Here is a 23055-nt window from a genome sequence, read left to right as displayed (position 1 = left end):
GGGACGCGTCAGGCGCGTTCCTGCACGCAGACCCACGGCGAGACGACGACTGCCCACAGCTCCGGGTTGCGCGCCGCGTAATCGGCGGCGGTTTCGGCCGGCATGCGCGCGACGAGGCCCGCGGACAGCCAGCGCGTGACCTGTTCGGCGTCATCGTCGGCAACCGCCTCCGCGACGCTGACGAGATCGAGGTCGCGCGCAACGGACAGCAGCTTGCCCTGCGCGAAGAAGCGTTCGAGATCGCACCAGTCGATCTTGGCGGTTTCGCCGAGGAGTTTGGCGTAGAGCGGGCTGTGCGACGCGCCCGCGGCGGCGTGGTGATCAGAGGACATCGTTTTCTTGGAAAGACTGCGTGGTGGCGCCACTATAAACCATCCGGCCGGGCGGGCGGCGCGGGTGGCGGCCCGCTTATGCGTCGCGCAGCGCGCGGCGCACGATCTTGCCGGTCGCGGTCATCGGCAGGCTGTCGACGAACGCGATCGCACGCGGATACTCGTGGGCGGCGAGGCGTGTGCGCACGTGCGCCTGCAGTGCCTGAACGAGCGCTTCGTCGCCGGCGTGACCGGGATTCAGCACGACGAACGCCTTGACGATCTCGGTGCGCGTCGCGTCGGGCACGCCGACGACGGCCGCCATCCGCACCGCCGGATGCGTGAGCAGGCAGTCCTCGATCGGGCCCGGGCCGATCCGGTAGCCGGCGCTCGTGATCACGTCGTCGTCGCGGCCGACGAAGCGGACGAAACCGTCGGCGTCGATCATGCCTGTATCGCCGGTGAGCAGGTAGTCGCCCGCGAACTTGTCGCGGGTCGCGTCGGCGTTGCGCCAGTATTCGAGGAACATCACCGGATCGGGGCGTCGCACCGCGATGCGCCCTTCGACGCCGGGCGGCAGCGGCGTGCCGTCCGCGTCGACGATCGCGACCGCATGGCCGGGCACCGCCTTGCCGATTGCGCCGGGCCGCGCATCGAACAGCGCCGCGCACGACGACAGCACCATGTTGCACTCGGTTTGCCCGTAGAACTCGTTGATCGTCACGCCGAGCGCGTCGCGTCCCCAGGCCGTCAGTTCCGTGCCGAGCGTCTCCCCGCCGCTCGCGACCGATTTCAGCGACAGCGCGTAGCGTTCGCGCGGTGCCTGGACGGTGCGCATCAGCTTCAGCGCGGTGGGCGGCAGGAACGCGTGGGTGACGCCGTGCCGGGCCATCAGCGCGAACGCGGCGTCGCCGTCGAATTTCTCGAAGTGGCGGGCGAGCACGGGCACGCCGTGATGCCACGACGGCAGCAGCACGTCGAGCAGGCCGCCGATCCATGCCCAGTCGGCGGGTGTCCAGAACAGGCGCGCGTCGCGCGGGAAGCACTGCTGCGACATCTCGACGCCCGGCAGGTGGCCCGGCAACACGCGATGCGCGTGCAGCGCCCCTTTCGGCTTGCCCGTCGTGCCGGACGTATAGATGATGAGCGCCGGATCGTCGGCGGCCGTATCGGCCGGCACGAAGTCGGGCGTCTCGGCGGCGAGCGCCGCGTCGTAGCGCAGCACGCCGGGAGAGTCGGGCGCATCGTCGCCGATGCAGTAGATGGTGTGCAGTGCCGGCAGCTGCGCGCGCAGCGATGCGATTTTCGCGTAGCCGGCCGCGTCGGTAACGAGCGCGGCCGCCTCGCTGTTCGCGAGCCGGTATTCGAGCGCGTCGACGCCGAACAACGTGAAGAGCGGCACCGCGATGGCGCCGAGCTTGTACGCGGCGAGGTGCGCGATGGCCGTTTCCGGGCCCTGCGCGAGAAAGATGCCGATGCGGTCGCCGCGCCGCAGGCCGGCGCGCACGAAGCTGTTCGCGAGCCGGTTAGAGGCATTCCTCAGGTCGTCGAACGTGATGCGGGACACGTCGCCTTGCGCCGTTTCGTGGATCAGCGCGAGGCGTCCGCTGCCGTCCGCCCATTTGTCGCAGACGTCCACGCCGATGTTGTAGCGGGCCGGAACGTCCCACGCGAAGCGGGAGAGCAGGTCGTCGTAGCGGTCGGTGGCGGGCAGCATCGCAGTGTCTCCTGGGTGGCGGCGTGGTGTCGGGCGAACGGATTACATCAGGGTTTCACGCAGGGGAATCCACAATGACGCCTGAGGGTAGGGAATCCTCGCACTCGTCCAATTGCTGCGGCTCAGTGCACGATTCCGCAATGACGCATAAGATCACCTAAAAATCAGTGTGTGACCATGGATTTGCTTCTGATAGCTGCGGGGTTCAGCCTGATCGGAATCGGCGTGCTGGTAGCGTTCGCCTGTCGCGTCGATCCGTTGTCCGGCCGTTTCACCGGACGTCTGCGCAAGCGCTGACATCACCTTTCCCGATTTTCACCGCGACGACACGCGATGCGTGCCGGCATCGCGTGTCGTCCGTCGGGCGCTCAGCGCGCCGGCAGGTAGCGCGACGGGTCGATCGACCGGCCGCCGTAGCGCAATTCGAAATGCAGCGCGACGCGATCGCTGTCGCTGTTGCCCATCTCGGCGATCGATTGCCCCTGCGTGACCGACTGGCCTTCCTTCACCAGCAGCGCACGGTTGTGTGCGTAGGCGGTCAGGTAGTCGGCGTTGTGCTTGAGGATGATCAGGTTGCCGTAGCCGCGCAGCCCGTTACCCGCGTAGACCACCACACCCGGCGCGGCCGCAACTACCGGCGTGCCCGGCGAGTTCGCGATGTCGATTCCCTTCGATTTCGAGCCGTCGAACGTGCGGACCACGTTGCCGGCCGCCGGCCAGATCAGCGCGATGCTCGTGGCCGGCTTGACGGCCGATTCAACCGGTGCGGAAGGCGTGGGGCGGGCCCGGCCGGCACTGCCGGTGCCGGTGGTCGACGGCGTCGATGCGGTGGTCGTGCCGGGCGGCGGCGCGACGCGCAGCACCTGGCCGACTTCGATCGCGTCGGGGTTCGTCATCTGGTTCCAGCGCACGATGTTCGACACCGACGTGCGGTTGTCGCGCGCGATCTTGTAGAGCGTATCGCCGCGCTCGACGCGATAGAACCCGGGGCCGACGGGCGCGGAGCCGCACGCGACGAGCAGGGCGGCGCAGGCGGCTGCGAAGAGTCGCTTCGTTGTTGTTCCGAACATTGAACCTCGCAAGACCCTGCCGCTCGTGACGCGGCAGGCAACACAAAACGTCCGATTTTAACGGGTTCGACCCGCGCACCGCAGTTTGTGCCGTTGCCGGGGCCGTCGGGCGCCGGTTCGGCAGGCGTCTCGTCCCACGTCTCAGCCGGCGAGCGGGAGGACGCGAATCCGGAGCGTGGCCGTTTCGGTCGCGCCCGGCGCGAGCATGCGCAGCCCGAGGCCGTTGTGGATCGCATCCGGCAGGCCGAGCCACGGTTCGACGCAATAGAAGTCGGAATCCGGCTTTTCGGTCCAGGTCGTGACCGCATACCACGGGATCGAGCCCGGCACGTCGAGCGCGATCTCGATCGTGCGGCGCCGGCCGGGCATCACGATGCGCACCGGCGTGGCCGGCACGCCGTCGAGGCAGTGGAAGCGGTCGAGGATCTCCGGGTTGTCGAGGCGATAGCGCGCTTCGCCCGGCTCGGGCGGGCTGATCGAACCGTCCGGCTGCTGCGCGCGGCGATGCGTGGGCGGCAGTTCGAGCGTGGTTTCTGCGCGTTCGCCGTGCGGCAACGCGAAATAGAAATGGTGACCGGCGTAGTAGGGCAGCGGTGTGTCGCCGCGATTGGTCGTCGTCAGCGCGACTTCGAGCGTGTGCGAGTCGGCCAGCCGGTAGGTCGTTTCGAACCGGAAGTCGAACGGGTAGCTCGTGCGCAGTGCGTCGGTCGCGTCGAGCGTCATCGACAACGCGGCGCCGTCGGCCGACGGGTGCGCGGCGAACGGCAGGTCGCGCGCGAAGCCGTGCATCGGCAGGTCGCGCACCACGCCGGCGGCGTCGCGCCAGCGGCCGAGCTCGCCGTCGACGCGGTGACGGCCGAGGAACGGGAACAGCAGCGGGTTGCCGCCGCGCACGCGCGCGAGGTTGCTCCAGTCGGCCGTTTCCGGCCAGAAGATGACCGGTTCGCCATCGACATCCCATGACAGCAGGCGGCCGCCGAATTGCGGAGCGACCCGGACGAGCGACGGGCCGGCGTGAAGTTTGTGAATGTCGTGTTGCTGGAAGGTCGGCATGGCGAATCGGGTTGGGCGGGTGAACGGGAACGGCGCGCTCCATTATCGGGCCGTGGCGGCTTGGGGAAAACCCTTCTCGGGAAATCGCGAGTTTTTAAGACCGTCAACGGTCGGGATAATGCCTCTAAACCGGTGAGGTTGCCGGGTCATGACACTTCGTGGAGGGGGCCATGGATCTGGCGATGGCAATGGGACTCGCACTGTTCGGCATGTTCACGGGCAGCACGGTATTATTTTTCTATCAGCTCGGCCGCTGACGGCAATTCCTGCCGAAATCGAAAGGCCCGCCATGCAAATGGCGGGCTTTTTGCTTTCTGGGCGCTTACAGGTTGCAAGCGTTTGTGTGCATTGCCGCAATATCCCGCCAAATGCCTTGGCGCAGTAATCCGGGCTCGGCATAATCGGGGCGCGTTTTTTCGGACGCGCATCGCGTCGTCCGCTTCTCTTTCCGCTCAATCTTCATTAAAAGGACCGACGCGTGAGTCTCTGGTTTCTGGTATTCCTGAGCGTCCTGCAGGGCGTCACCGAACTCTTTCCCGTCAGCAGCCTTGGCCATACGCTGCTCGTGCCGGCGCTGTTCGGCATGCACATCGACAAGCACGCGCCGCAACTGCTGCCGTTCCTCGTTGCGCTCCACCTCGGCACCGCGCTGGCGCTGCTGTGGTATTTCCGCGCGCGCTGGATCGCGCTGATCGGCGGCTTTTTCGCGCAGCTCGGCGGCCGCAAGAACGACGACGGGCACCTGATGTGGGCGCTCATCATCGGTACGATCCCGACCGGCATCGTCGGGCTGCTTCTCGAGAAGCGCATCGAACGCGTGTTCCACGACCTGCGGATCGTCGCGATCGCGCTGATCGTGAACGGCGTGCTGCTGTGGCTCGGCGATCGCATCCAGCGTAGCCGCGCGCATCAGGCGCCCGAAAAGATGACATTCAAGCAGGCGTTCTTCGTGGGTCTCGCGCAGATCGGCGCGCTGATTCCGGGCTTCTCGCGCAGCGGGCTGACGATGATCGCCGGCAATGCGGCGGGCCTGACGGCGGAGAAGGCCGCGGAATTCTCGTTCCTGCTCGGTACGCCGATCATCTTCGCGGCGGGCGTGCTTGAACTGCCGAAGCTGTTCCATGCGCGCGACCAGCTCGCCGATGCGCTGCTCGGCGGCGTGCTGACGGCGATCGCCGCGTACCTGAGCGTGCGGTTCCTGATGCGCTATTTCGAGGGGCGTGGCCGGCTGGCTTCGTTCGGCGTGTATTGCGTGATCGCCGGTGTGTTCTGCCTCGGCTGGTTCATGCTGCACCCGCAGCCGGTTTGAGGCTGCGTTGGCCGGTCTCGCATGATGTGACGCGATGATCGGGTATAATTTCGGGCTCGGCTTCATGCCGGGCCCGTTTTGTTTCGGGGCTTCGAGTCTGGTTTGTGGGTTTGCCGGGTTTGCCGGTGCTCGAAGTTTTGCGTCAGATGCGGCTCGTGCTGGCCGTGTCTTTTCTCCCCGACCGCCCTTAGCTCAGCTGGATAGAGCAACGGCCTTCTAAGCCGTAGGTCACACGTTCGAGTCGTGTAGGGCGGGCCAATAAAATCAATGGCTTACAGCGATTTCTGCCGGGGTATCATTTTCCGGATTCAATTCATGTAACCATCATGTAACCCGGTTTGGTCACTCCGGCCGCGGCCGTCGGTCGGCAAACCTGAGGTGGATTCAGCGGTGTCCGCTAATCGGCATTGCGCGACAAGGGTTTGATGGGTATTTGGTTGATCAACCACCTAAGAACTCACCATCTGATGAAGTGGCGCCGGATGGACCACTTAGCGCATGCCGCTAGAACGAATCACCATAGATGAGATCGAGCCGCTCGGCTTCGTAGTCGTAATAGCGCGCCGTCGGGCTGCAGAAGTAGCCCGCACCGACTTTTCGCGGCGCCGGCCGGATCTTTCCGCTTTTGCACCATGCTCGAAGCGTCGCTATGCCTGGGGCATATTCCCCAAACACCATCTCGGCCCATACACGGAGAGGAACGAGCTTTTGAGTTTCCTCGCTTTGCCTGGCGGGAGCGGCCGGTGTTCTCGTCGACGCTAACTGATTCATCGCGACGCGCTCGCGGTCCTCACTTCTGTGTATGCGCTCAATGAGCGGTAGCTTGCGCTCCGCTTTCTCAAGAGCGAGCAGTTCAACGTATGCCCGGATGTCGATTTCAATTTCGCCGCGCTTGGGGACGCGGAAGTGGACGCCTCGAATGAGCCTGCCGTTCCTTATTTTGGAGCGGATAGGGTTCGGCGACAGTTTCATCTTTCGCGCGGCGTCCTCGAGCGGAAGCCACTCATGATGCTCCTGGGTTTCGGTCATATCGAATGCCGGCTCGCGAGGGTTCGTTCGAGCAACAATCCTAAAGCGCCGATCGCGCGCGCTGCCTCGGTTGCCTTGCTCATGCCCGGATTACCGGCCGTCTCCGTGTCGTCATCCGCACAGAGCACGATGGGCAGCTTAGGATGTTTTTCGCGCCAGGCGCGCGCGACGTTCGGCAGGTTGCCGGCGCTCATAGCCGCAGCGACGGGGTAGCCAGTTGCTTCGTGAAGTGAGCAGGCCGTCGCATAGCCCTCGCAGATCAGCAGCGGTGCCTTGCCATTCGGCTTGACTCCGGCACTGACCGCAACGAAGCACCCGCTGATTCGGCCGCCTGTCTGGAAGGTCTTGTGACCATCCGCCTGGATGTATTGCGCGGAGTGGTGCTCGCCGTCAATGTCCTGCAGCAGGACGACGAGCTGATCGCGCAGTTGCTTCGCTCCGTATGACTTGATCCGCTTCGCGCGGACGTAGGCGTGATCCGCGCGAACGGTCTCGGCCCTCTCCCAGAGGTTGCGTGCATTGGCGGCCGCGTCAGCCTGGGCGTGTTGGCGGAGCTCGGCCGCGGCAGCCGCTTCGCGATCGCGTTCAACTCGGCGGCGCTCGCGCTCGTCGGCCGATAGCGCGGTCGTGGGTGCGCTTTCACGGTAGCCATGCTCGATCGCTCGCTTGAACAGGCTGGCGATCGTGATTCCGCCTGAGCGAAACGATTTCCAGACCGATTTCGCATCGGCCTCGCTGTAGCTCGATGCAGAACGTGACCAGTCGTCCCACAAATCGAACCCGGCTTCGCCGAGCTCGGCCTTGATAGCCATGCCCATCTGGACCCAAGTGTCGCGATCACCCGCCGGTACATGGCTTAGTGCCGCGCGGATGCGTTTTTCGTCTGCATAAACGCCCATCAAACCTCCTCGAGCGTTGAGGACTGCTCAGCGGTCCGGATACGACGGGAATTGCTGGTCTCGAGTTTTTCCATCAGTCGAAAGCGCAAAATGGATTCTGATTCGCTTCCGATGTGGGCCATGCGTGCGATCGCCTCGACCTCGTCGGAGATGCGATAGAGCAATGCTGTCTGATCTGCATCTTGAAGAGATCCACATTGCGGCTTGCCATCGATGCCGCGGTCGCCGTCAATTAGGCCGGCAACGTCAGCGATGTGTGCGCTGAGTTTGAAGGCCGCGTTTGCTGCTTCGTCTGCCGCCCCGGACAGATACATCAGATCTTCGTCGGACGCCGTATTCGTATCCAACCGCCCCCAAAAAAATGCGAGCAATCCAGCTGCGTCAGGTTGCCGCTTAGACATGGTGAACCTCCGTCTGTGCGATTTTCCCCATCGCGGCTACGTAGCCGCTTGCAATCTCTTGCCCCAGATTTGCCAATTGATACGCGTAGCAGTCGGATTCGAGCTCACTGCGGATCGCATGGAACATTGCTTCGAGTTGCTCGAGTTGCTGGATGACTGATGATGCAAACGGTGCTGCCGGATGTACTCGGTCCACGTTAGCCATGTGACACCTCTCCATGAACGATTGCTGAAGCAATGCGGCGTGCGAAGGCGGCATTGAATGCTGTACGGCGGTCCTCATCGGACGGTGCCAGTGCCAGGCCGGCCAACAGGTACGCGAAGCGGTGGTCACGGAAATCGGCCATGCTCCGCGCTGACTGCCCGAGCCAAAGCTCAGCTGCTCGAGATCCAGCACGAACGAAGAGGGGAAATTGCAGGCCGGCGGCATGGGCCTGCTCGACGCTCGCCGAATCGCGCAGCGATGCGCGGACAATTTCGAGAATTGACGAGGTCATGCGCTCACCTCCGTAGCTTTACGGTCGGTGTGGGAGGCAGCATCGATGCGGCGCTTGAACGAGCGTTCGAAAGCCGCGAGGCAATCTGCGTAGGCGGGGATACGGCCGAGGCCGGCGACGAGATTGTCGAACGTCGACCGACACCATTGGTTCGGGTACAACGTGGGATGAGTCGCCAGCCAGTGTTCAGCAGCACGGGTGCCGGCAATCGCAAACAGATCCGGGCTGACGGTCAGCGTCGGTTTTGCTTGCCGACCGGTGCGCCAGGCGTTCGGGATAAGGTCGAATGGGTCAGCCGACCGGGTGAGGGCATTCCGGGCAGAGGCAGCGAACGTGCCGCCGACAGTTACTCGCTGTCCAGCTCGATCGTCGCGCCGACGTCGCGCATCCGATTCAAGATCCGGTCGAGCGTCTTCGCATCCAGCTCGAGCCGAGCCATCGCGAAGAACAAAATGTGCGGACTGACTTCGCGTGGAGCCTCTCCGCCCGTGTACTTCCGCCATTGCCGCCCACCCTGCACGCCGAACAGATCCGCCATCTGCGCGCTGCTGAGCTGCAGGGTTTGCTTCAACTGCTCCAGATCGCTGGGAGTCGGTGGGGTATATCGCATGGGAGATAGGGCGGCACAAGGCCTCCCAGAACGGGTGCGTCATTTTTCGGATCCTCTCGGCTGTGGTGGGCCGCGCGAGAGCGCGGCCGCTGATGCACAAGATAGGCCCAAAAGCCCTATGCGTCAAGATTGATTTCTTGTGATTTGCCATCAGCGCAACCCCGCCGGATCTGCCGCTTGTGCAGCCAAGCGGAGCGCCTGCATGACTTCGATAACTTGGTCGGGGCGCAGCGAGACGCCGGCGCGGCCCGGTTTCCATTCGCCGTGTTCAGCGGCGAACCATATCCGGAGATCGATGAGCATGCGGCCGCGGTATTCACCGACCGTTACGCGGAGGCGTTCCGAATCGGAGCGTCGAATGTCCAGAAATTCGGTGGATGAGGTCATCACATTCCCCCGAGAAGACGGCCGGCCATAGAGGCGTACTCCTCGGCAGCCTGCTTCGCCGCACGGTATGCGCAGCGGTGATCGTCGCCAGCGGCCATTGATCGCCGCAGCGATGCGCGGATCGACACGGCCAATGTCGATCAGGTGGATTTGTTGGCCCGCGCCGTACAGATCAACGCCAAGGCTTACGCGAAGAACCTGAACGTGGTCGCTGGATCGAACCAGGTCGACTACAACACGCTGAACGCCACGCCGATCGCAGGCAACGGCCCCGCGCCCACCATCGCGATCGATGTTAGCCAGCTCGGTGGTATGTACGCGAACAGGGTGTTTCTCGTGAGTTCCGAGAATGGAGTCGGTGTTGCGAACGCGGGCGACATCGCGGCACAGGCGGGTGATCTAACGCTGCAGGCAAACGGTCGTCTCGTGCTCTCGGGCCACACCAATGCGGCCGGCAACATGTCGCTGTCGGCCTCGGGTGGCATTCAGAACAGCGGCGTCACGTATGGCAAGCAATCGGTCACGGTCAACACTGGCGCTGCTGATCTGACCAACAGCGGCGCGCTGACCACCCAACAAAACCTGAACGCTAACGTCGGCAGTCTTAACTCGACGGGCACGCTCGGCGCAGGCATCAACGTCGACAGCACGGTCGGCACGAGCGGCGATCTGAACGTCACGAGCAGCGGCCAGTTGACCGCGACGGGGACCAACAGCGCGGCTGGCAACGCGACCTTCACCGGTAGCGGCGTCGATCTGTCGAACAGCGCAACGGCCGCCAACGGCAACCTCGCGCTCACGGCGACGGCGGGCGATGCAAATCTGGCCGGCTCGACCGTCAGCGCCAAGGGCGCCGTGAACGCACAGGCGAGCGGCACGGTCATCAACGACCGGGGTAATCTGTCCAGCGGCGCGGGCATGACGCTGGGCGGCGGCAACCTGTCGAACCAGGGCGGCCGTGCCAATTCGCAAGGCCCGCTGTCGGTGCAGATGGCCGGCACCGTGTCGAACCAAAACGGCATGCTGAGTTCCCAAAGCACGGCCGACGTTCGCGGGAGTGCGGTCCAAAACAATGTAGGGCTGATTCAAAGCGCGGGCAAGCAAACGATTGCTGGCGCATCGGTCGACAATTCGGCAGGCCGGCTGATTTCCCTGAACGCAGACGGCCTGTCGGTGACTGCAACCGGCGCACTCACGAACGCGGCCGGCGCGAACGTGAACGGCGATCCGGGCGGCGTCATCGGCGGCAAGGGCGACGTGACCGTACAGGGGAACACGGTCACGAACAGCGGCTCGATGTCGGCCGACGCGAACCTGCACGTGATCGGCCAGAGCGTCGACAACGGTAATGGCGCGCTGCACGCCGGACAGACCACCACCGTCGACGCCGGCAATCATTTTTCGAATGCTGGCGGCCGGGTTGAGGGTCAAAGCGCCGTGTTGAACGGCGCGACGCTGGACAACTCCCAAGGTACGGTCAATGCGGTGTCGGTCTCGCTGAACGGTTCGACGCTGCTGAACCATGGCGGTACGGTCACGCAGACCGGCACCGGCCCGATGACGGTCGCGATCACCGACACGCTCGACAACTCGAACAACGGTCTGGTCCAGTCGCGCAGCACGGACTTGTCGCTCACGCCTGCGGCGCTGATCAACGACAACGGCGGTACGATCACACACGTCGGCACGGGCACGCTGACGGTTGGTAACGCTTCAGGCTCCGTCAGCAACAAAGCGGGCTCCATCGCCAGCAACGGCCGAACCGTCCTGCAAGGCAAGACGATCGACAACTCGGCCGGTTCGGCGTCCGGCCAAACGGGCCTGAGCGTCAACGCCGCCGACTCGATTACGAATCTGGGCGGCAAGCTCACGTCGAACGCCAACGTCGACGTGACCGCAGGTGGCGCAGTGGTCAACGACGGCGGTGAACTCGGCTCAAAGACGGCAGCGACGACGATTCAAAGCGCCTCGCTCTCGAATCTGAACGGCAAGATCGTCTCCCCCACGCTGACGGCCACTGTCGCCGGCTTGATCGACAATAGCCAGAACGGCGACATCGAAGCCAATCAGCTTGCGTTGACGGCCGCGAACCTGAAAAACCAGAGCGGCCACATCTCGCAATGGCAGAGCGGCCCGACCACACTCGCCGTCTCTGGCACGCTCGACAATTCGAACGGCGGCGTCATCCAGACGAACAGCACGGACCTGACGCTCGCGCCGGCCGTTCTGGACAACTCGAAGGGCACCATCACGCACGGCGGCACCGGCACGCTGACGCTCATGCCCGGCAACGGTGCGGGGACCTTGCAAAATATCGGCGGTACGATCGGCACCAACGGACAGGCCATCGTGAAGGCCGGCAGTCTGGACAATGGTAGCGGCGTCATCGCTGCGAAACTGGGGCTCGCAGCCACGATCGCCGGGGCGATGAACAACGCTCAGGGGCTGATGCGCTCGAACGCGGCGCTGTCGATCGTCAGCAACGGGGCGCTGTCGAACCAGCAAGGGCACATCGAGGCGGGCACGGCAGGCGATATGAGCACGCTGTCGATTCAGGCCGCGTCGATCGACAACACCGATGGCGCGGTGCACGACTTCGGCACCGGCAAGATGAATGTTCAAGGCGGCAGCCAGATCGTGAACAGTCACGCGGGCGGTGTCGACGGCATGGGGCAGATGACCGGTCAGGGCGACGTGACAATCGGTGCGGCTTCGATCTCGAACACGCAGGGCGGCCAGTTGATGGGCGCGAACCTGCTGATTCAAGGCAATACGCTGGACAACTCCGGAGGACAGGTCGGCAACGTCGCGAACGCCACGGGCGACGTGAACGTCGCGATGTCGGGCGCGGTGACGAATACCAACGGGTCGATCACCTCAACGCGTGACCTGTCGGTAGCGGCTTCCACGCTGCTCGGCGGCGGCGCATACAGCGCGGCGCGCGATGCGACGATCAACCTGCTGGGCGACTTCACGACGACGCCGCAAACGCAGTTCAACATTGGTCGGGACCTGACGTTTACCTTGCCGGGCACGTTCGCCAACAGCGCGAACCTGCAATCGGTCCACAACCTGACGGTCAACGCTGGCAACATCGTCAACACGGGCGCGATGACGGCCGGCAGCCTGCTCAGTACGCATTCGGGCGACCTGACGAACTATGGCGCAATGGTCGGCGGCAGCGTCGCCATCCAGGCAAGCGGCACGGTGTCGAACCTCGGCCCTGTCGCGCTGATCGGCGCATCGGACACGTCGGGCCTGCTCGAAATTCTCGCGCACGACATCGAGAACCGCGACGACACGACGCTGGGCGATTCGATGCCGACCGCGACGATCTTCGGGCTCGGCAAAGTGGCTTTGGCGGGGGGCAAGGATTCGAGCGGCAACTATACAAACGCGGCGTTGATCAACAATTCGTCGGCGGCGATCCAATCGGGCGGTTCGATGGAACTGCATGCCGACAAGGTCACGAATACGCGGCGCGTGATGCAGACCTCGGGCAACACGAACCAGGTTGATCCTGCACTGCTGCAACAGCTCGGCATCAGCATGTCGGGGTGCGCCGCTTACTACATCGCGGCCTGTAGTGGTCAGGACGTGCACTGGATCAACCTGTTCCACGATCCGAATTACCCCGATTACGATCCCGCGCCGATCATCGCGGCGCTCAAACTGCAGCCGGGCGGCGTCTTCACGGTACCGCCGAACGGTGGCCAGTGGAACAGCGGTTATCAGTACACGACCTACGAGGGCAAGGCGGTCGCCAACACCGTGACGAAACTCAGCCCGGGCGCGCAGATCGCATCCGGCGGCGATCTCGACGCGTCGACGGTCAAGACATTCCAGAACTACTGGAGCAGCGTGACGGCGGTCGGCAACATCAAGCAGCCCGCGAGTCTCGACATGGACGGCTGGGGCGCGACGGGCCAGCAAGCGCCGGGCGTGACGGTCGTGTATTCCGGGTACTACCACTACAACAACTACGACAACTCGGAACACAACTGGACCTTGCCGTTCGGTGACAAGCCGTTCGTCGGCGGGCCAGGTGGTTATACGCGGGCAGCGCCAGCCGACGTGAAGAAGTACGGTCTGCCGGACTACGGTTCGACCTGGGGCGCGACCGGCACGATCTCGGGCAACGGCGTGAGCGTGAACAACACGGCGGCCAATGCGACCATTCCGTCACTCGGTCTGCTGCCTGGTCAGGCCGTGCCGGGGCTGACGATCGGGACGGTGAGCGGTAACGCGAGCGGCACGCAATCGGGAGCCGCCGCGATCAAGGGCGGTACGCCTACCTGGGTCGATCCGGTGATCGCGAGCGCGACGGCCGTGAACGTGCTGAATAACCTGACGATTCCGCAAGGCGGCCTGTACCGGCCGAACCCGGCACCGAACCCGACGTACCTGATCGAGACGAACCCCGCGTTCACGCGGATGAACAATTTCCTGTCGAGCGACTATTACCTGAACCAGATCGGCGTGAATCCGCTGACGACCGAAAAGCGCCTTGGTGACGGGTTCTACGAGCAGCAGCTCGTACGCAACCAGGTCACGCAACTGACGGGTAAGGCGGTATTGGGGCCGTACACGGACCTTCAGGGCATGTATCAGTCGCTGATGCTCGCGGGCGCTGAATTGTCGAAGTCGCTGAACTTGCCGCTCGGCATGAGCCTGTCGGCGCAGCAGGTGGCCGCGCTCACGAGCAACGTGATCATCATGCAGACGGAGACGGTCGGCGGCCAGCAGGTATTGGTACCGGTCGTGTATCTGGCGAAGGCGGATCAGCAGAACACGAACGGCCCGCTGATCACGGCCGGCAATATCGATTTGAAGAACACGCAGGTCTTCACGAACAGCGGGACCGTGAAGGCGGACAAGACGCTCGCGCTTCAGGGCAAGCAGATCGACAACGCGTTCGGTGCGCTGCAAAGCGGCGGCTTGATGTCGCTCGACACGACAGGCAACGTGGATCTCACCTCGGCCAATGTAAAGGCCGGTAGCCTCGACCTGAACGCGGGCAACAAGCTGATTCTGGATACCGCGACGCAGACGACGCACCAGGTCAGCCGCGACGGCGCGACGAGCGACAAGACGACGCTCGGGCCGGCTGCGAACCTGAACGTGGCTGGCGACGCGTCGATCAAGACCGGCGGCGACTTCCAGCAGAACGCGGGCAACCTGAACGTCGGCGGGAACCTGAACGCCAACATCGGCGGGAACTGGAATCTTGGCGTGCAGCAGACCGGCGAGCACAAGGTCGTGCAGCGCGCGAACGGGGTGTCGGATACGGACCTCAACAGCGCGACCGGCAGCACCGTGAACGTCGGCGGCAAGTCGGCCATCGGTGTGGGCGGTGACTTGACGGCGCAAGGTGCGCAGCTCGACTTCGGCCAGGGCGGCACGGTCGCGGCCAAGGGTAACGTGACCTTCGGTGCGGCGAGCACCACGTCGACCATCAACGCCAACAGCTCGGGCGACCAGGGGAATCGCAGCTATGCGGAAACCCGGCATGGATCGGACCAGACGCTGACGGGCACGACCGTCAAGGGCGGCGATACGCTGAATGTGGTGTCGAGCAAGGACATCAATGTCATCGGCAGCACGATCGACCTGAAGAAAGGCGATGCGAACCTGCTCGCGGCCGGCGATGTGAATGTCGGGGCCGCGACCGAAACGCACGTGTACAACTCACGCGAGACGCATAGCCGTAGCGGCGTCGTGAGCGGCACGAAAATCGCCAGCAGCCAGGACGCGACCAGCACCGTCGCGAACGGCAGCCTGATTTCGGCGGACGGCGTGTCGATTGGCAGCGGTAAGGACATCAACGTCCAGGGTAGTACGGTCGTCGGTACGCACGATGTGGCGCTGAACGCGGCGCACGACGTGAACATAACGACGTCGCAGGACACCAGCCAATCGTCGACCACCTATCAGGAACAGCACTCGGGCCTGATGTCGGGCGGTGGCCTGTCTTTCTCGGTCGGCAACAGCAAGCTCGCGCAGCAGAATCAATCCTCGAGCGTCACGAACAACGCCAGCACGGTCGGCTCGGTCGACGGCAATCTGACCGTCAATGCGGGCAATACGCTGCACGTGAAAGGCAGCGATCTGGTCGCGGGCAAGGACGTGACCGGCACGGCGGCGAACATCGTCGTCGATTCGGTCACCGACACCTCGCACCAGGCGCAACAGCAGCAGACGAGCAAGAGCGGGCTGACGGTCGGCCTGTCGGGCTCGGTGGGTGACGCGATCAACAACGCGATCAGCGAGACGCAGGCCGCGCGCGAATCGGCGAAGGACAGCAACGGGCGCGCGTCGGCGTTGCATGGCATCGCGGCGGCCGGGAACGTGGCATTCGGCGGCATGGGTGCCGCAAAGCTGCTGGACGGCGCGAAGGGATCGCAGGCCCCGAACATTGGTGTGCAGGTCAGCGTTGGTTCGAGCCATAGTTCCATGCAGTCGTCGGAAGACCAGACGATTCAGCGGGGCTCAAGCATCAATGCGGGCGGGAACGCCAAGCTGGTGGCGACGGGCAACGGCACGCCGAAGGACGGCAACATCACGATCGCAGGCTCGAACGTGAACGCGGCCAACGTGGCGCTGGTCGCGAACAATCAGGTCAATCTCGTCAACACGACCGATACCGACAAGACGCAAAGCTCGAACTCGTCGTCGGGGTCGAGCGTCGGTGTGTCGATTGGCACGAACGGCATCGGTGTGTCCGCGTCGATGCAGCGCGCGCACGGCGACGGGAATTCGGACGCGGCGATCCAGAACAACACGCACATCAACGCGGGCCAGACTGCGACCATCGTGAGCGGCGGCGACACGAACGTGATCGGCGCGAACGTGAACGCGAACAAGGTCGTGGCCGACGTGGGCGGCAACTTGAACGTCGCGAGCGTCCAGGATACGACCGTGAGCGCCGCGCATCAGTCGAGCGCGGGCGGCGGCGTCACGATCAGTCAGGCCGGCGGCGTCGGTGGGAGTTTCAGTGCGCAAAACGGCCACGCGGACGGTAACTATGCGGGCGTGAACGAACAGGCAGGTATCCAGGCCGGTTCGGGCGGGTTCGACGTGACTGTGAAGGGCAATACCGATCTGAAGGGCGCGTATATCGGCAGCACGGCCGATCCGTCGAAGAACAGTCTGACGACTGGCACGCTCACGACGAGCGACATCGAGAACTACTCGCACTACAGCGCGAACAGCGCGGGCTTTAGCGCGGGTGCATCGGTCGGGCCGAGCAACAAGGCAGTGGGTCCGTCGTCGGTATCGGGCTCGGGCGGCGTCACGCCGATGGTGTTCCAGAACGACAGCGGCGACCAGAGCGCGACGACGAAGAGCGCGGTAAGCGCCGGTACGATCAACATCACGAAGCCGGGCGAGCAGACGCAGGACGTCGCGAACCTGAACCGCGATACGACGAATCTGAACGGGACCGTTTCGAAGACGCCCGATGTGCAAAAGACGTTGTCGCAGCAGGCCGATACGATGAATGCGGCGCAGGCGGCCGGACAGACGATTTCGCAGGGGATCGGCTTGTACGCTGACGGCAAGCGCAAGGATGCGATCGACGCGGCCAAGGCCGCTTACGAGCGCGGCGACCTTGTTGCGATGCAGTCGTACATTGACCAGGCGAAGAGCTGGGACGAGGGCGGGGCGTCACGTGCGGAATTGCAGATGGGCGGCGGTGCACTGATCGGCGGGCTCGGCGGCGGCACTGCGCTCACGGCAATCGGCGGCGCAGCGGGTGCTGGCATGTCGTCGTTGTTGGCTGGACAGGCAGAGAAGATCGGCAAGTCGGTCGGCGATTCGACCGGTTCGTCGCTGGCCGGCAATATTGCTGCGAACGTCGCGGCGACAGTCGGTGGTGCACTGGTGGGGGGCAGTGCGGGCGCGGCGATGGCATCGAACGTCGAGCTTTACAACGCAGGCAACGACCCCCAAAAAACGGACGACCGAGCGACAATCGCGGGACTGCAGGGGCTGCTCAATCGGACTGCCGCGATGGCTTCGGATGCCAAGGCCGGTGTCTGGAACGGAATGGTCAACGTCGCGGGCGTGATCGTCAATATTCCGAACGGCGGGCCATTCGCGTCGCCCGGTGACCCGGGCTATGTCTCGCTGGATGGGCTGAAGAAGCCGTATAAATCTGGGACTTCAATCGGCCCGGATACTGAATTCCTGACGCCTATCTTGGCGACGCTGGGTCTCGGCGGGAAAGCGGCAGTCGGAACTGATGCGGGAATAACATCGGCGGATGTCGCCACGCTTGGAAACGGTGCGCTGAAGAATGCGAGCGGTGATCTCTCCGCGGCAGCGAATTCGGCGAGAAATCAGCCGTATGGTCAGGGAGCAAGCGCCAGTCAGTCTCCGGGAACCCAAGGGGCAAGCTCAGGTAGTAATATCTCGGCATCCAACGGTTCATCGAGTCCCACGACAATTGTTGCGAGCAATCCAGTTGATCTGAATGCTTTCGATCGATTGAACGTTGTTGATCCGGCAGTAGGTAAATTTAGACCAGGTGAAGCCGGAGCAGCGGCAGAGCTTGAAAATTATCTGGGCGGCACGCTCCAACGTGCGCCTCAGGGCTCCTCGGTTGACTTTGTATTCAGCTCCGGGCCGAACAACGGTAAGACCGTGGATTTTATGCTTACGCCGGATACGGTCGCGCAGGCGGCAAAGATAAATCAGTTTTTTGATAAAAATCTTAATAATTTCATGAACACTCTTTCGGATCATGCGGCTGCTGCGGATTTTGTGCCGTTGGATTCTAGATTTCTGAGTGAGGCAAACAAAACATTGCTTATCAAGGCTATTGGCAATCTCCCGCAAAAACTGCAGGCGAAGATTATTCTGATCAAGTGAGGCGAAAATGGCGGGATCGATAGTTATTTCTAAAGAAGTGCGCGTCCCTGTGAGTACGAGTCAGTTCGATTATTTGGTCAATCGAATCGGTGATCAATTTCACTCGTCCGACATGTGGATTAAGGATGAGGTTTACCTTCCTATGGAAGAGGGGGGGATGAGCTTTATCTCAACGGAATCGTTGAACTCTAGCGGGCTGTCAATTTTTCTGGCGACTGTGATGCGGGCTAGAGCCGCTTCTCAGGCTGAGGAATCATTTCCTCTATACGAGAATGTATGGAATCAATTGGTTGAGAAGTTGCGGCAGGATGCGCGGCTCGGAGTTTCGGGGAATTGATTTAAACCTCAGTCATGGTGAGGCGCTGATGCGGATTGATGATCAGTGTTGTATCGATAACGGGGATGTTTGTTGTCTATTCCCGTCAATTCAAAACATAATTAAATGAAAACGACCAGACGGCTGGCGGTTTTACCAATCACTACTCTGATCACGCTTGCTGCGCAAGCACAACAGGCGCCGTCTCCCAGTGACCAGGCCGCCGCTGCCCGCGCGAACGCCGAGCAGAATCAGCAAGCTCAGCAGCGCCGTGATGCGCTGCAGCGAGAAGCCACCGTGCAAGCGCCGGGCGTGCGCTCGGACGTGCCGCGCCCGGAAGCCTATCCGGTATTGCCGACCGAAACACCGTGCTTTCGAATCGATCATTTCGCGCTCGACGTGCCCGACTCGCTACCGGCCGCATCAAAGGCGCAAGGCGCGTCAGCCTTGCCGATGGACCGCTTCGCCTTTGCGCGCGACTGGCTTGCGCACTACGCCGGCCAATGCGTAGGTAAGCAAGGCGTCGACCTGATCGTAAAGGGACTATCGCAAGCCATCCTCGCACGCGGCTACATCACGACCCGCGTGCTCGTGCCAGAGCAGGATTTGTCCACCGGCACATTGAAGCTTGCCCTGATTCCGGGCGTGATCCGCCACGTGCGTTTCGAGGACGAGAAGTTGCGCGGAACGTGGAAGACCGCGTTCCCGAACCGCGACGGCGACGTGTTGAACCTGCGCGACATCGAACAAGGGCTTGAGCAGATGAAGCGCGTCTCGAGTCAGGACGTGTCGATGCGGATCGCACCGGGAGATACGCCCGGTGAGAGCGATGTCGTGCTCGACGTGAAGCGCAGCAAACCGTGGACCGTTGTTGCGTCCATCGACAATTCCGGTACGCGCGCGACCGGCAAACTGCAAGGCAACGTGTCGCTTGGCATCGACAACCCGCTGGGTCTCAATGACATCTTCAACGTCGGCTTCAACCAGGATCTGGAATTCGGCGACAAGCGCTTCGGTTCGCACGGCTGGAACGCGTTCTACTCGGTTCCTTGGGGTTACTGGACCGGCACTCTGTCGGCCTATACCAGCACGTACTTTCAACCGCTCGCTGCCGTGAATCAGACGTTCGTTGCCAGCGGCAACATGAAGACGGTCGACTTCAGGCTCAATCGTGTGCTGACGCGCAGCCGGAACGATGTGTTCGGGGCGCAGGTTCGCTTGACGCGCCGATTCGGCGACAGCTACATCGAAGGTACGACGATCCCGTCGTCGCACCAGAACGCGACCTTTCTCGAATTCGGGCTGAACGACCGGCACTATTTCGGCTCGTCGCAGTTCGACGGCTCGCTTGTCTATCGTCAGGGCTTGGGTTGGCTCGGCTCGACCGACAGCATGTTCGCGGCGGAGGGTGGACAGACTTACAGATTCAAGATGGTCGTGCTCGATGCGAATCTGTCGACACCGTTCGTCATCGGTACGCAGCCGTTCAAATATGTGACGACCTTGCATGGTCAGTACACCGGCAACACGGTTTCATACCTCGATAGCGTCACGATCGGCAGTCGTTATACCGTGCGGGGATTCGACGGTGAAACGCTGCTGGCGGGATCGCGCGGATTCTACTGGCGCAACGAATTGCAGGTTCCCATCGCGCAGACCGGGCTATCGGCCTATGCTGGTCTCGACTACGGTCGGGTCTGGGGGCCAGAGCCGGTTGCCTTGGTTGGCACGCAACTCGCCGGTGCAGTGATTGGCGTCAAGGGCAGTGTCACGACTCGGTTCGGCGGATACGGCTACGATCTCTTCGCGGGTACACCTGTCTACAAGCCGTCCGGTTTTCCAACCGCGCGCGTGACGCTCGGTTTTCAGGTGACTGCTCAATTCTGAAGACAATGAGACAAGGTACTTCTCCGGCACGTACACGTCGCAAGCCAGATGTTGCATATGCCTGTCTGGTCGAGATTGCCGCCGAGCGGGGGCTTACGCTTCCGACGCTCGATGGGCCAGCCTGCGGTCGCAGGACGTTATCCTGACGCCGTCGGGACTGATGCGGCTGTACGGCGAGCCCGCGTTCATTCGGTCTGGCGGCGACGAATTTACCGCTGCCAAGGTTATGCGCTGGCTGCGAGATGCTGCCAGCGGTCCGGCCTTCATCGCACCGGGCAGTCCGTGGCAAAACGGGTTCGTCGAGAGACTCGCCGCCTGACCGGCTACGAAATTCCGCCGCAGGTCACTGCCGACGAAACCGAGATGTGTCACCACGGATTCGACGCGGTAGCCGGGGTATCGGAATCGCGCCTATTCCAGCACACGGGCAATCGCAGCCCGAGCGAGTGCCGCATCTTGCTCGGGCGTACCGCCGGACACGCCGAGTGCGCCGATCAGCTGGCCATCGCCATCCAGGAGAGGCACTCCTCCTGCCATCAGCAACAGCCCGCCTGCATGGATGTGATCGAAGTGTGGAACTGGCTGGCCCGCCTGCCACGGAACATTGAGCGCTTCGCTCGGCGCCCGGAACATCACCGACGCCCGGGCCTTCGCTATCGACAGTTCATTCGACGCAAGCCATGCTCCGTCCATCCGCGAGAAAGTGACCAGGTGCGCACCCGCATCCAGAATTGCGAACACGGCATTGACGCCCGCGTCCTGGGCTGCGGCACGCCCCTGGGCCACGATCCGATCCGCCCGCTCCAACGTGAGCTCAGGCATTTTGCGTCCACTCCGTCGCTTGCCACTGCTTCGCAGCGTCAATCGTCGCTAACGGGCGCATGGTTCGATACAAATGCGTATCGGCCGGAATGATCTCGACCATGGCGTCGATCATCTCCTTGGGATCCGCCTGGTTCATCAGGCTGTCGCCGAAATCCGGCATCGGCACAACGGCGGAATCGGCGTCGTACCACTGCACGTAGCTCTCGGCGCCAGTGTCGTTGAATCCGGTACCGAAAACGCCTGGATTCACGGTCGCGACTTTGACACCAAAGGGTTCGAGTTCCGCTTTCATCGACCCGGCGATGGCCTCGATCGCATGCTTGGTCGCGCAGTAGGCGCCGACAAACGGGACAACCAGAATGCCCCCCATCGACGAGGTCCATACGACTTTTCCGGACCTGCGTGCCACCATCTTTGGCACGATCGCCTGTACCAGTTGAAGATGGCCGAAGACGTTGATTTCGAAGGACTCCCGAACGCGCTGCATCGGGATGTCGACGATCGATCCGCCTTCCATGACGCCGGCGTTCAGCACCAGGACATCGGGATCGAACGAGCCTGCGTGAGCGATGTCGATCGCGTCGAGCAGATTCAGCTTGATCACCTCGAGCACCACGCCGGCCTCGGCTGCGTCCGCACGCAGGCTGCGAACCTGCGGCCACGTCTCGGCCGTCGCCACGACATGGTGGCCAAGGCGCGCAAGTTCAATTGCCGCACCACGACCAAAACCTGAACTGGCACCCGTGATCAATATCTTTCGAGACATCTTGCGCTCCTTGACTGAAATGGTTGCACCCAGTGTAGGGAGCCCCTAGTATCAAAACAAGATCACCAATGCTTGATGACACGATGAGAGTTACTCACCAATCAAGGAACGTCGATTTTTTCTCTTTCACTGTGTTCCTGGCCGTTGCAACACGACGAAGCTTTCGCGCAGCAGCGACCGAACTCGAGATCACGCCGTCAGCGGTCAGTCATTCGGTAAAAGCGCTCGAGCGCCGTCTGGGCGTCCGGCTCCTGAATCGAACGACTCGCAGCACCTCGCTCACCGAGGCCGGCGAGCGTCTGGCAGCCAAACTCCGGCCGGCGGTTTCGATCATTGACGAAGCGATGCGCGAAGTCGACGATCTACGGGTGGCTCCCAGCGGAACCGTGCGCATCAATGCAAGCGAAGGCGCAATCCGCCTCATCCTGCGTCCCATCCTGGCAAGCTTCCTGAAGTCGTATCCGGACGTGCATCTCGACGTCGTGAGCGACGGCCGCCTCGGTGATATCGTTGCAGCGGGATTCGACGCGGGCATCCGACTGGCCGAGGCCGTGCCGCAGGACATGGTGGCCGTTCCGCTCATGGGCAACGTTCGTTTCGCAGCAGTCGCGTCGCCCGCGTATTTCGCTGAACATGGACGCCCCATTACGCCGCACGATCTTTATCGACACGACTGTATTCGCTTTCGCTTCGAGAGCGGGGCGATCTACCAGTGGGAATTCGAGCGACGCGGCGTCAGCGAGACCATCGATGTTTCGGGTCCGCTTACTCTGACGGACCAACCGCTGATGGTCGACGCTGCCGTGGATGGCATCGGCATCGCCTTCGTTCCCGACCACCTCGTCATCGAAGCCTTGCGTGACCGGCGGCTCGAACGCGTTCTTGACGACTGGTGTCCGCCTTTTCCGGGGCTGTGTCTTTACTATCCGGGTCATCGCCATGTTTCGCAGGCTCTGCGCGCCCTGATTGCCTTTATAAAGGGCGAGCAGGTGCGCAGTTGAGTTTTTGCATGGCAAGGCCGGCTTCGTATTCTCGGCAGTCGCACGATACCGCCGGTCAACTGTGAAGCTTCAACAGGTCGTATCGATGGTTCATCCGGACTGAGTC

General features: G+C 62.9%; 18 protein-coding genes, 1 tRNA gene and 1 pseudogene. 7 read left to right on the top strand and 13 right to left on the bottom strand.

Features of this window, described 5'->3' with window-relative positions; translation table 11 throughout:
* Positions 1–8 precede the first annotated feature (8 nt).
* The 4 genes from L810_RS04920 to L810_RS04905 form a co-directional block, all read right to left on the bottom strand.
* Complete coding sequence (locus L810_RS04920; RefSeq protein WP_027787860.1) at positions 9–332, bottom strand: DUF2288 domain-containing protein; 324 nt, start codon at positions 330–332, stop codon at positions 9–11.
* Between the two features lie 76 nt (positions 333–408).
* Positions 409–2028, bottom strand: a complete 1620-nt coding sequence (locus L810_RS04915) for an acyl-CoA synthetase (protein ID WP_021157263.1) — start codon at positions 2026–2028, stop codon at positions 409–411.
* A gap of 368 nt (positions 2029–2396) precedes the next feature.
* Positions 2397–3098 carry a peptidoglycan DD-metalloendopeptidase family protein gene (locus L810_RS04910; protein ID WP_021157261.1) on the bottom strand — a complete coding sequence of 234 codons (702 nt, stop codon included), beginning with the start codon at positions 3096–3098 and terminating at the stop codon, positions 2397–2399.
* 141 nt (positions 3099–3239) lie between these two features.
* Positions 3240–4151: an aldose epimerase family protein gene (locus tag L810_RS04905; RefSeq protein WP_021157260.1), complete on the bottom strand. Its 912-nt coding sequence runs from the start codon at positions 4149–4151 to the stop codon at positions 3240–3242.
* A gap of 478 nt (positions 4152–4629) precedes the next feature.
* On the opposite strand from L810_RS04905, the gene L810_RS04900 reads away from it, so the two are divergent.
* Positions 4630–5460: an undecaprenyl-diphosphate phosphatase gene (locus tag L810_RS04900; RefSeq protein ID WP_021157259.1), complete on the top strand. Its 831-nt coding sequence runs from the start codon at positions 4630–4632 to the stop codon at positions 5458–5460.
* Between the two features lie 181 nt (positions 5461–5641).
* A tRNA-Arg gene (locus tag L810_RS04895) sits at positions 5642–5718 on the top strand.
* Between the two features lie 246 nt (positions 5719–5964).
* Here the strand turns inward: L810_RS04895 and L810_RS04890 are convergent.
* From L810_RS04890 to L810_RS44655, 7 genes are all read right to left on the bottom strand, one after another.
* On the bottom strand, positions 5965–6489 hold the full coding sequence (locus L810_RS04890; RefSeq protein ID WP_042973250.1) for an excisionase: 525 nt from the start codon (positions 6487–6489) through the stop codon (positions 5965–5967).
* On the bottom strand, positions 6486–7388 hold the full coding sequence (locus L810_RS04885; RefSeq protein WP_021157257.1) for a PriCT-2 domain-containing protein: 903 nt from the start codon (positions 7386–7388) through the stop codon (positions 6486–6488). Before L810_RS04885 ends, L810_RS04890 begins: the two co-directional genes overlap by 4 nt.
* On the bottom strand, positions 7388–7789 hold the full coding sequence (locus L810_RS04880) for a hypothetical protein (protein WP_042973247.1): 402 nt from the start codon (positions 7787–7789) through the stop codon (positions 7388–7390). The genes L810_RS04885 and L810_RS04880 overlap by 1 nt, the downstream gene beginning before the upstream one ends.
* Positions 7782–7994 carry a hypothetical protein gene (locus L810_RS44660; RefSeq protein WP_081712796.1) on the bottom strand — a complete coding sequence of 71 codons (213 nt, stop codon included), beginning with the start codon at positions 7992–7994 and terminating at the stop codon, positions 7782–7784. The genes L810_RS04880 and L810_RS44660 overlap by 8 nt, the downstream gene beginning before the upstream one ends.
* Complete coding sequence (locus L810_RS46890; protein WP_257008797.1) at positions 7987–8286, bottom strand: hypothetical protein; 300 nt, start codon at positions 8284–8286, stop codon at positions 7987–7989. Before L810_RS46890 ends, L810_RS44660 begins: the two co-directional genes overlap by 8 nt.
* A gap of 346 nt (positions 8287–8632) precedes the next feature.
* Positions 8633–8896: a hypothetical protein gene (locus L810_RS04875; protein ID WP_011885651.1), complete on the bottom strand. Its 264-nt coding sequence runs from the start codon at positions 8894–8896 to the stop codon at positions 8633–8635.
* Positions 8897–9046: 150 nt separating this feature from the next.
* Positions 9047–9283, bottom strand: a complete 237-nt coding sequence (locus tag L810_RS44655; RefSeq protein ID WP_042973243.1) for a transcriptional coactivator p15/PC4 family protein — start codon at positions 9281–9283, stop codon at positions 9047–9049.
* Between the two features lie 336 nt (positions 9284–9619).
* Here L810_RS44655 and L810_RS04865 point away from each other — a divergent pair, with 336 nt between their 5' ends.
* The 4 genes and pseudogenes from L810_RS04865 to L810_RS44650 form a co-directional block, all read left to right on the top strand.
* Positions 9620–18154 (top strand): hemagglutinin repeat-containing protein, encoded by an 8535-nt coding sequence (locus L810_RS04865; protein ID WP_441294011.1) that lies wholly within the window; start codon positions 9620–9622, stop codon positions 18152–18154.
* Positions 18155–18161: 7 nt separating this feature from the next.
* Positions 18162–18491: a toxin-immunity protein system imunity protein CdiI gene (gene cdiI, locus L810_RS49595; RefSeq protein WP_265736930.1), complete on the top strand. Its 330-nt coding sequence runs from the start codon at positions 18162–18164 to the stop codon at positions 18489–18491.
* 105 nt (positions 18492–18596) lie between these two features.
* Positions 18597–20357, top strand: coding sequence for a ShlB/FhaC/HecB family hemolysin secretion/activation protein (locus L810_RS04855; protein WP_042973239.1), 1761 nt, complete (start codon positions 18597–18599; stop codon positions 20355–20357).
* 115 nt (positions 20358–20472) lie between these two features.
* Positions 20473–20661, top strand: a pseudogene (locus L810_RS44650) (IS3-like element ISBcen23 family transposase); the annotation flags it as partial.
* A gap of 107 nt (positions 20662–20768) precedes the next feature.
* On the opposite strand, the gene L810_RS04845 reads toward L810_RS44650, so the two are convergent.
* Positions 20769–21179, bottom strand: coding sequence for a GlcG/HbpS family heme-binding protein (locus L810_RS04845; RefSeq protein ID WP_042973237.1), 411 nt, complete (start codon positions 21177–21179; stop codon positions 20769–20771).
* Positions 21172–21948, bottom strand: a complete 777-nt coding sequence (locus L810_RS04840; protein ID WP_021157247.1) for an SDR family oxidoreductase — start codon at positions 21946–21948, stop codon at positions 21172–21174. The genes L810_RS04845 and L810_RS04840 overlap by 8 nt, the downstream gene beginning before the upstream one ends.
* 68 nt (positions 21949–22016) lie before the next feature.
* Here L810_RS04840 and L810_RS04835 point away from each other — a divergent pair, with 68 nt between their 5' ends.
* Entirely contained in the window at positions 22017–22949 is a 933-nt protein-coding gene (locus L810_RS04835) for a LysR family transcriptional regulator (RefSeq protein WP_042973235.1), read from the top strand.
* The last annotated feature ends 106 nt before the right edge of the window (positions 22950–23055 follow it).

This window comes from Burkholderia sp. AU4i, assembly GCF_000466765.1.
Classification (GTDB): Bacteria; Pseudomonadota; Gammaproteobacteria; order Burkholderiales; family Burkholderiaceae; genus Burkholderia; species Burkholderia cepacia.
Note: the sequence above shows the minus strand (reverse complement) of the source record. Positions and strands in the feature narration are given on the sequence as shown.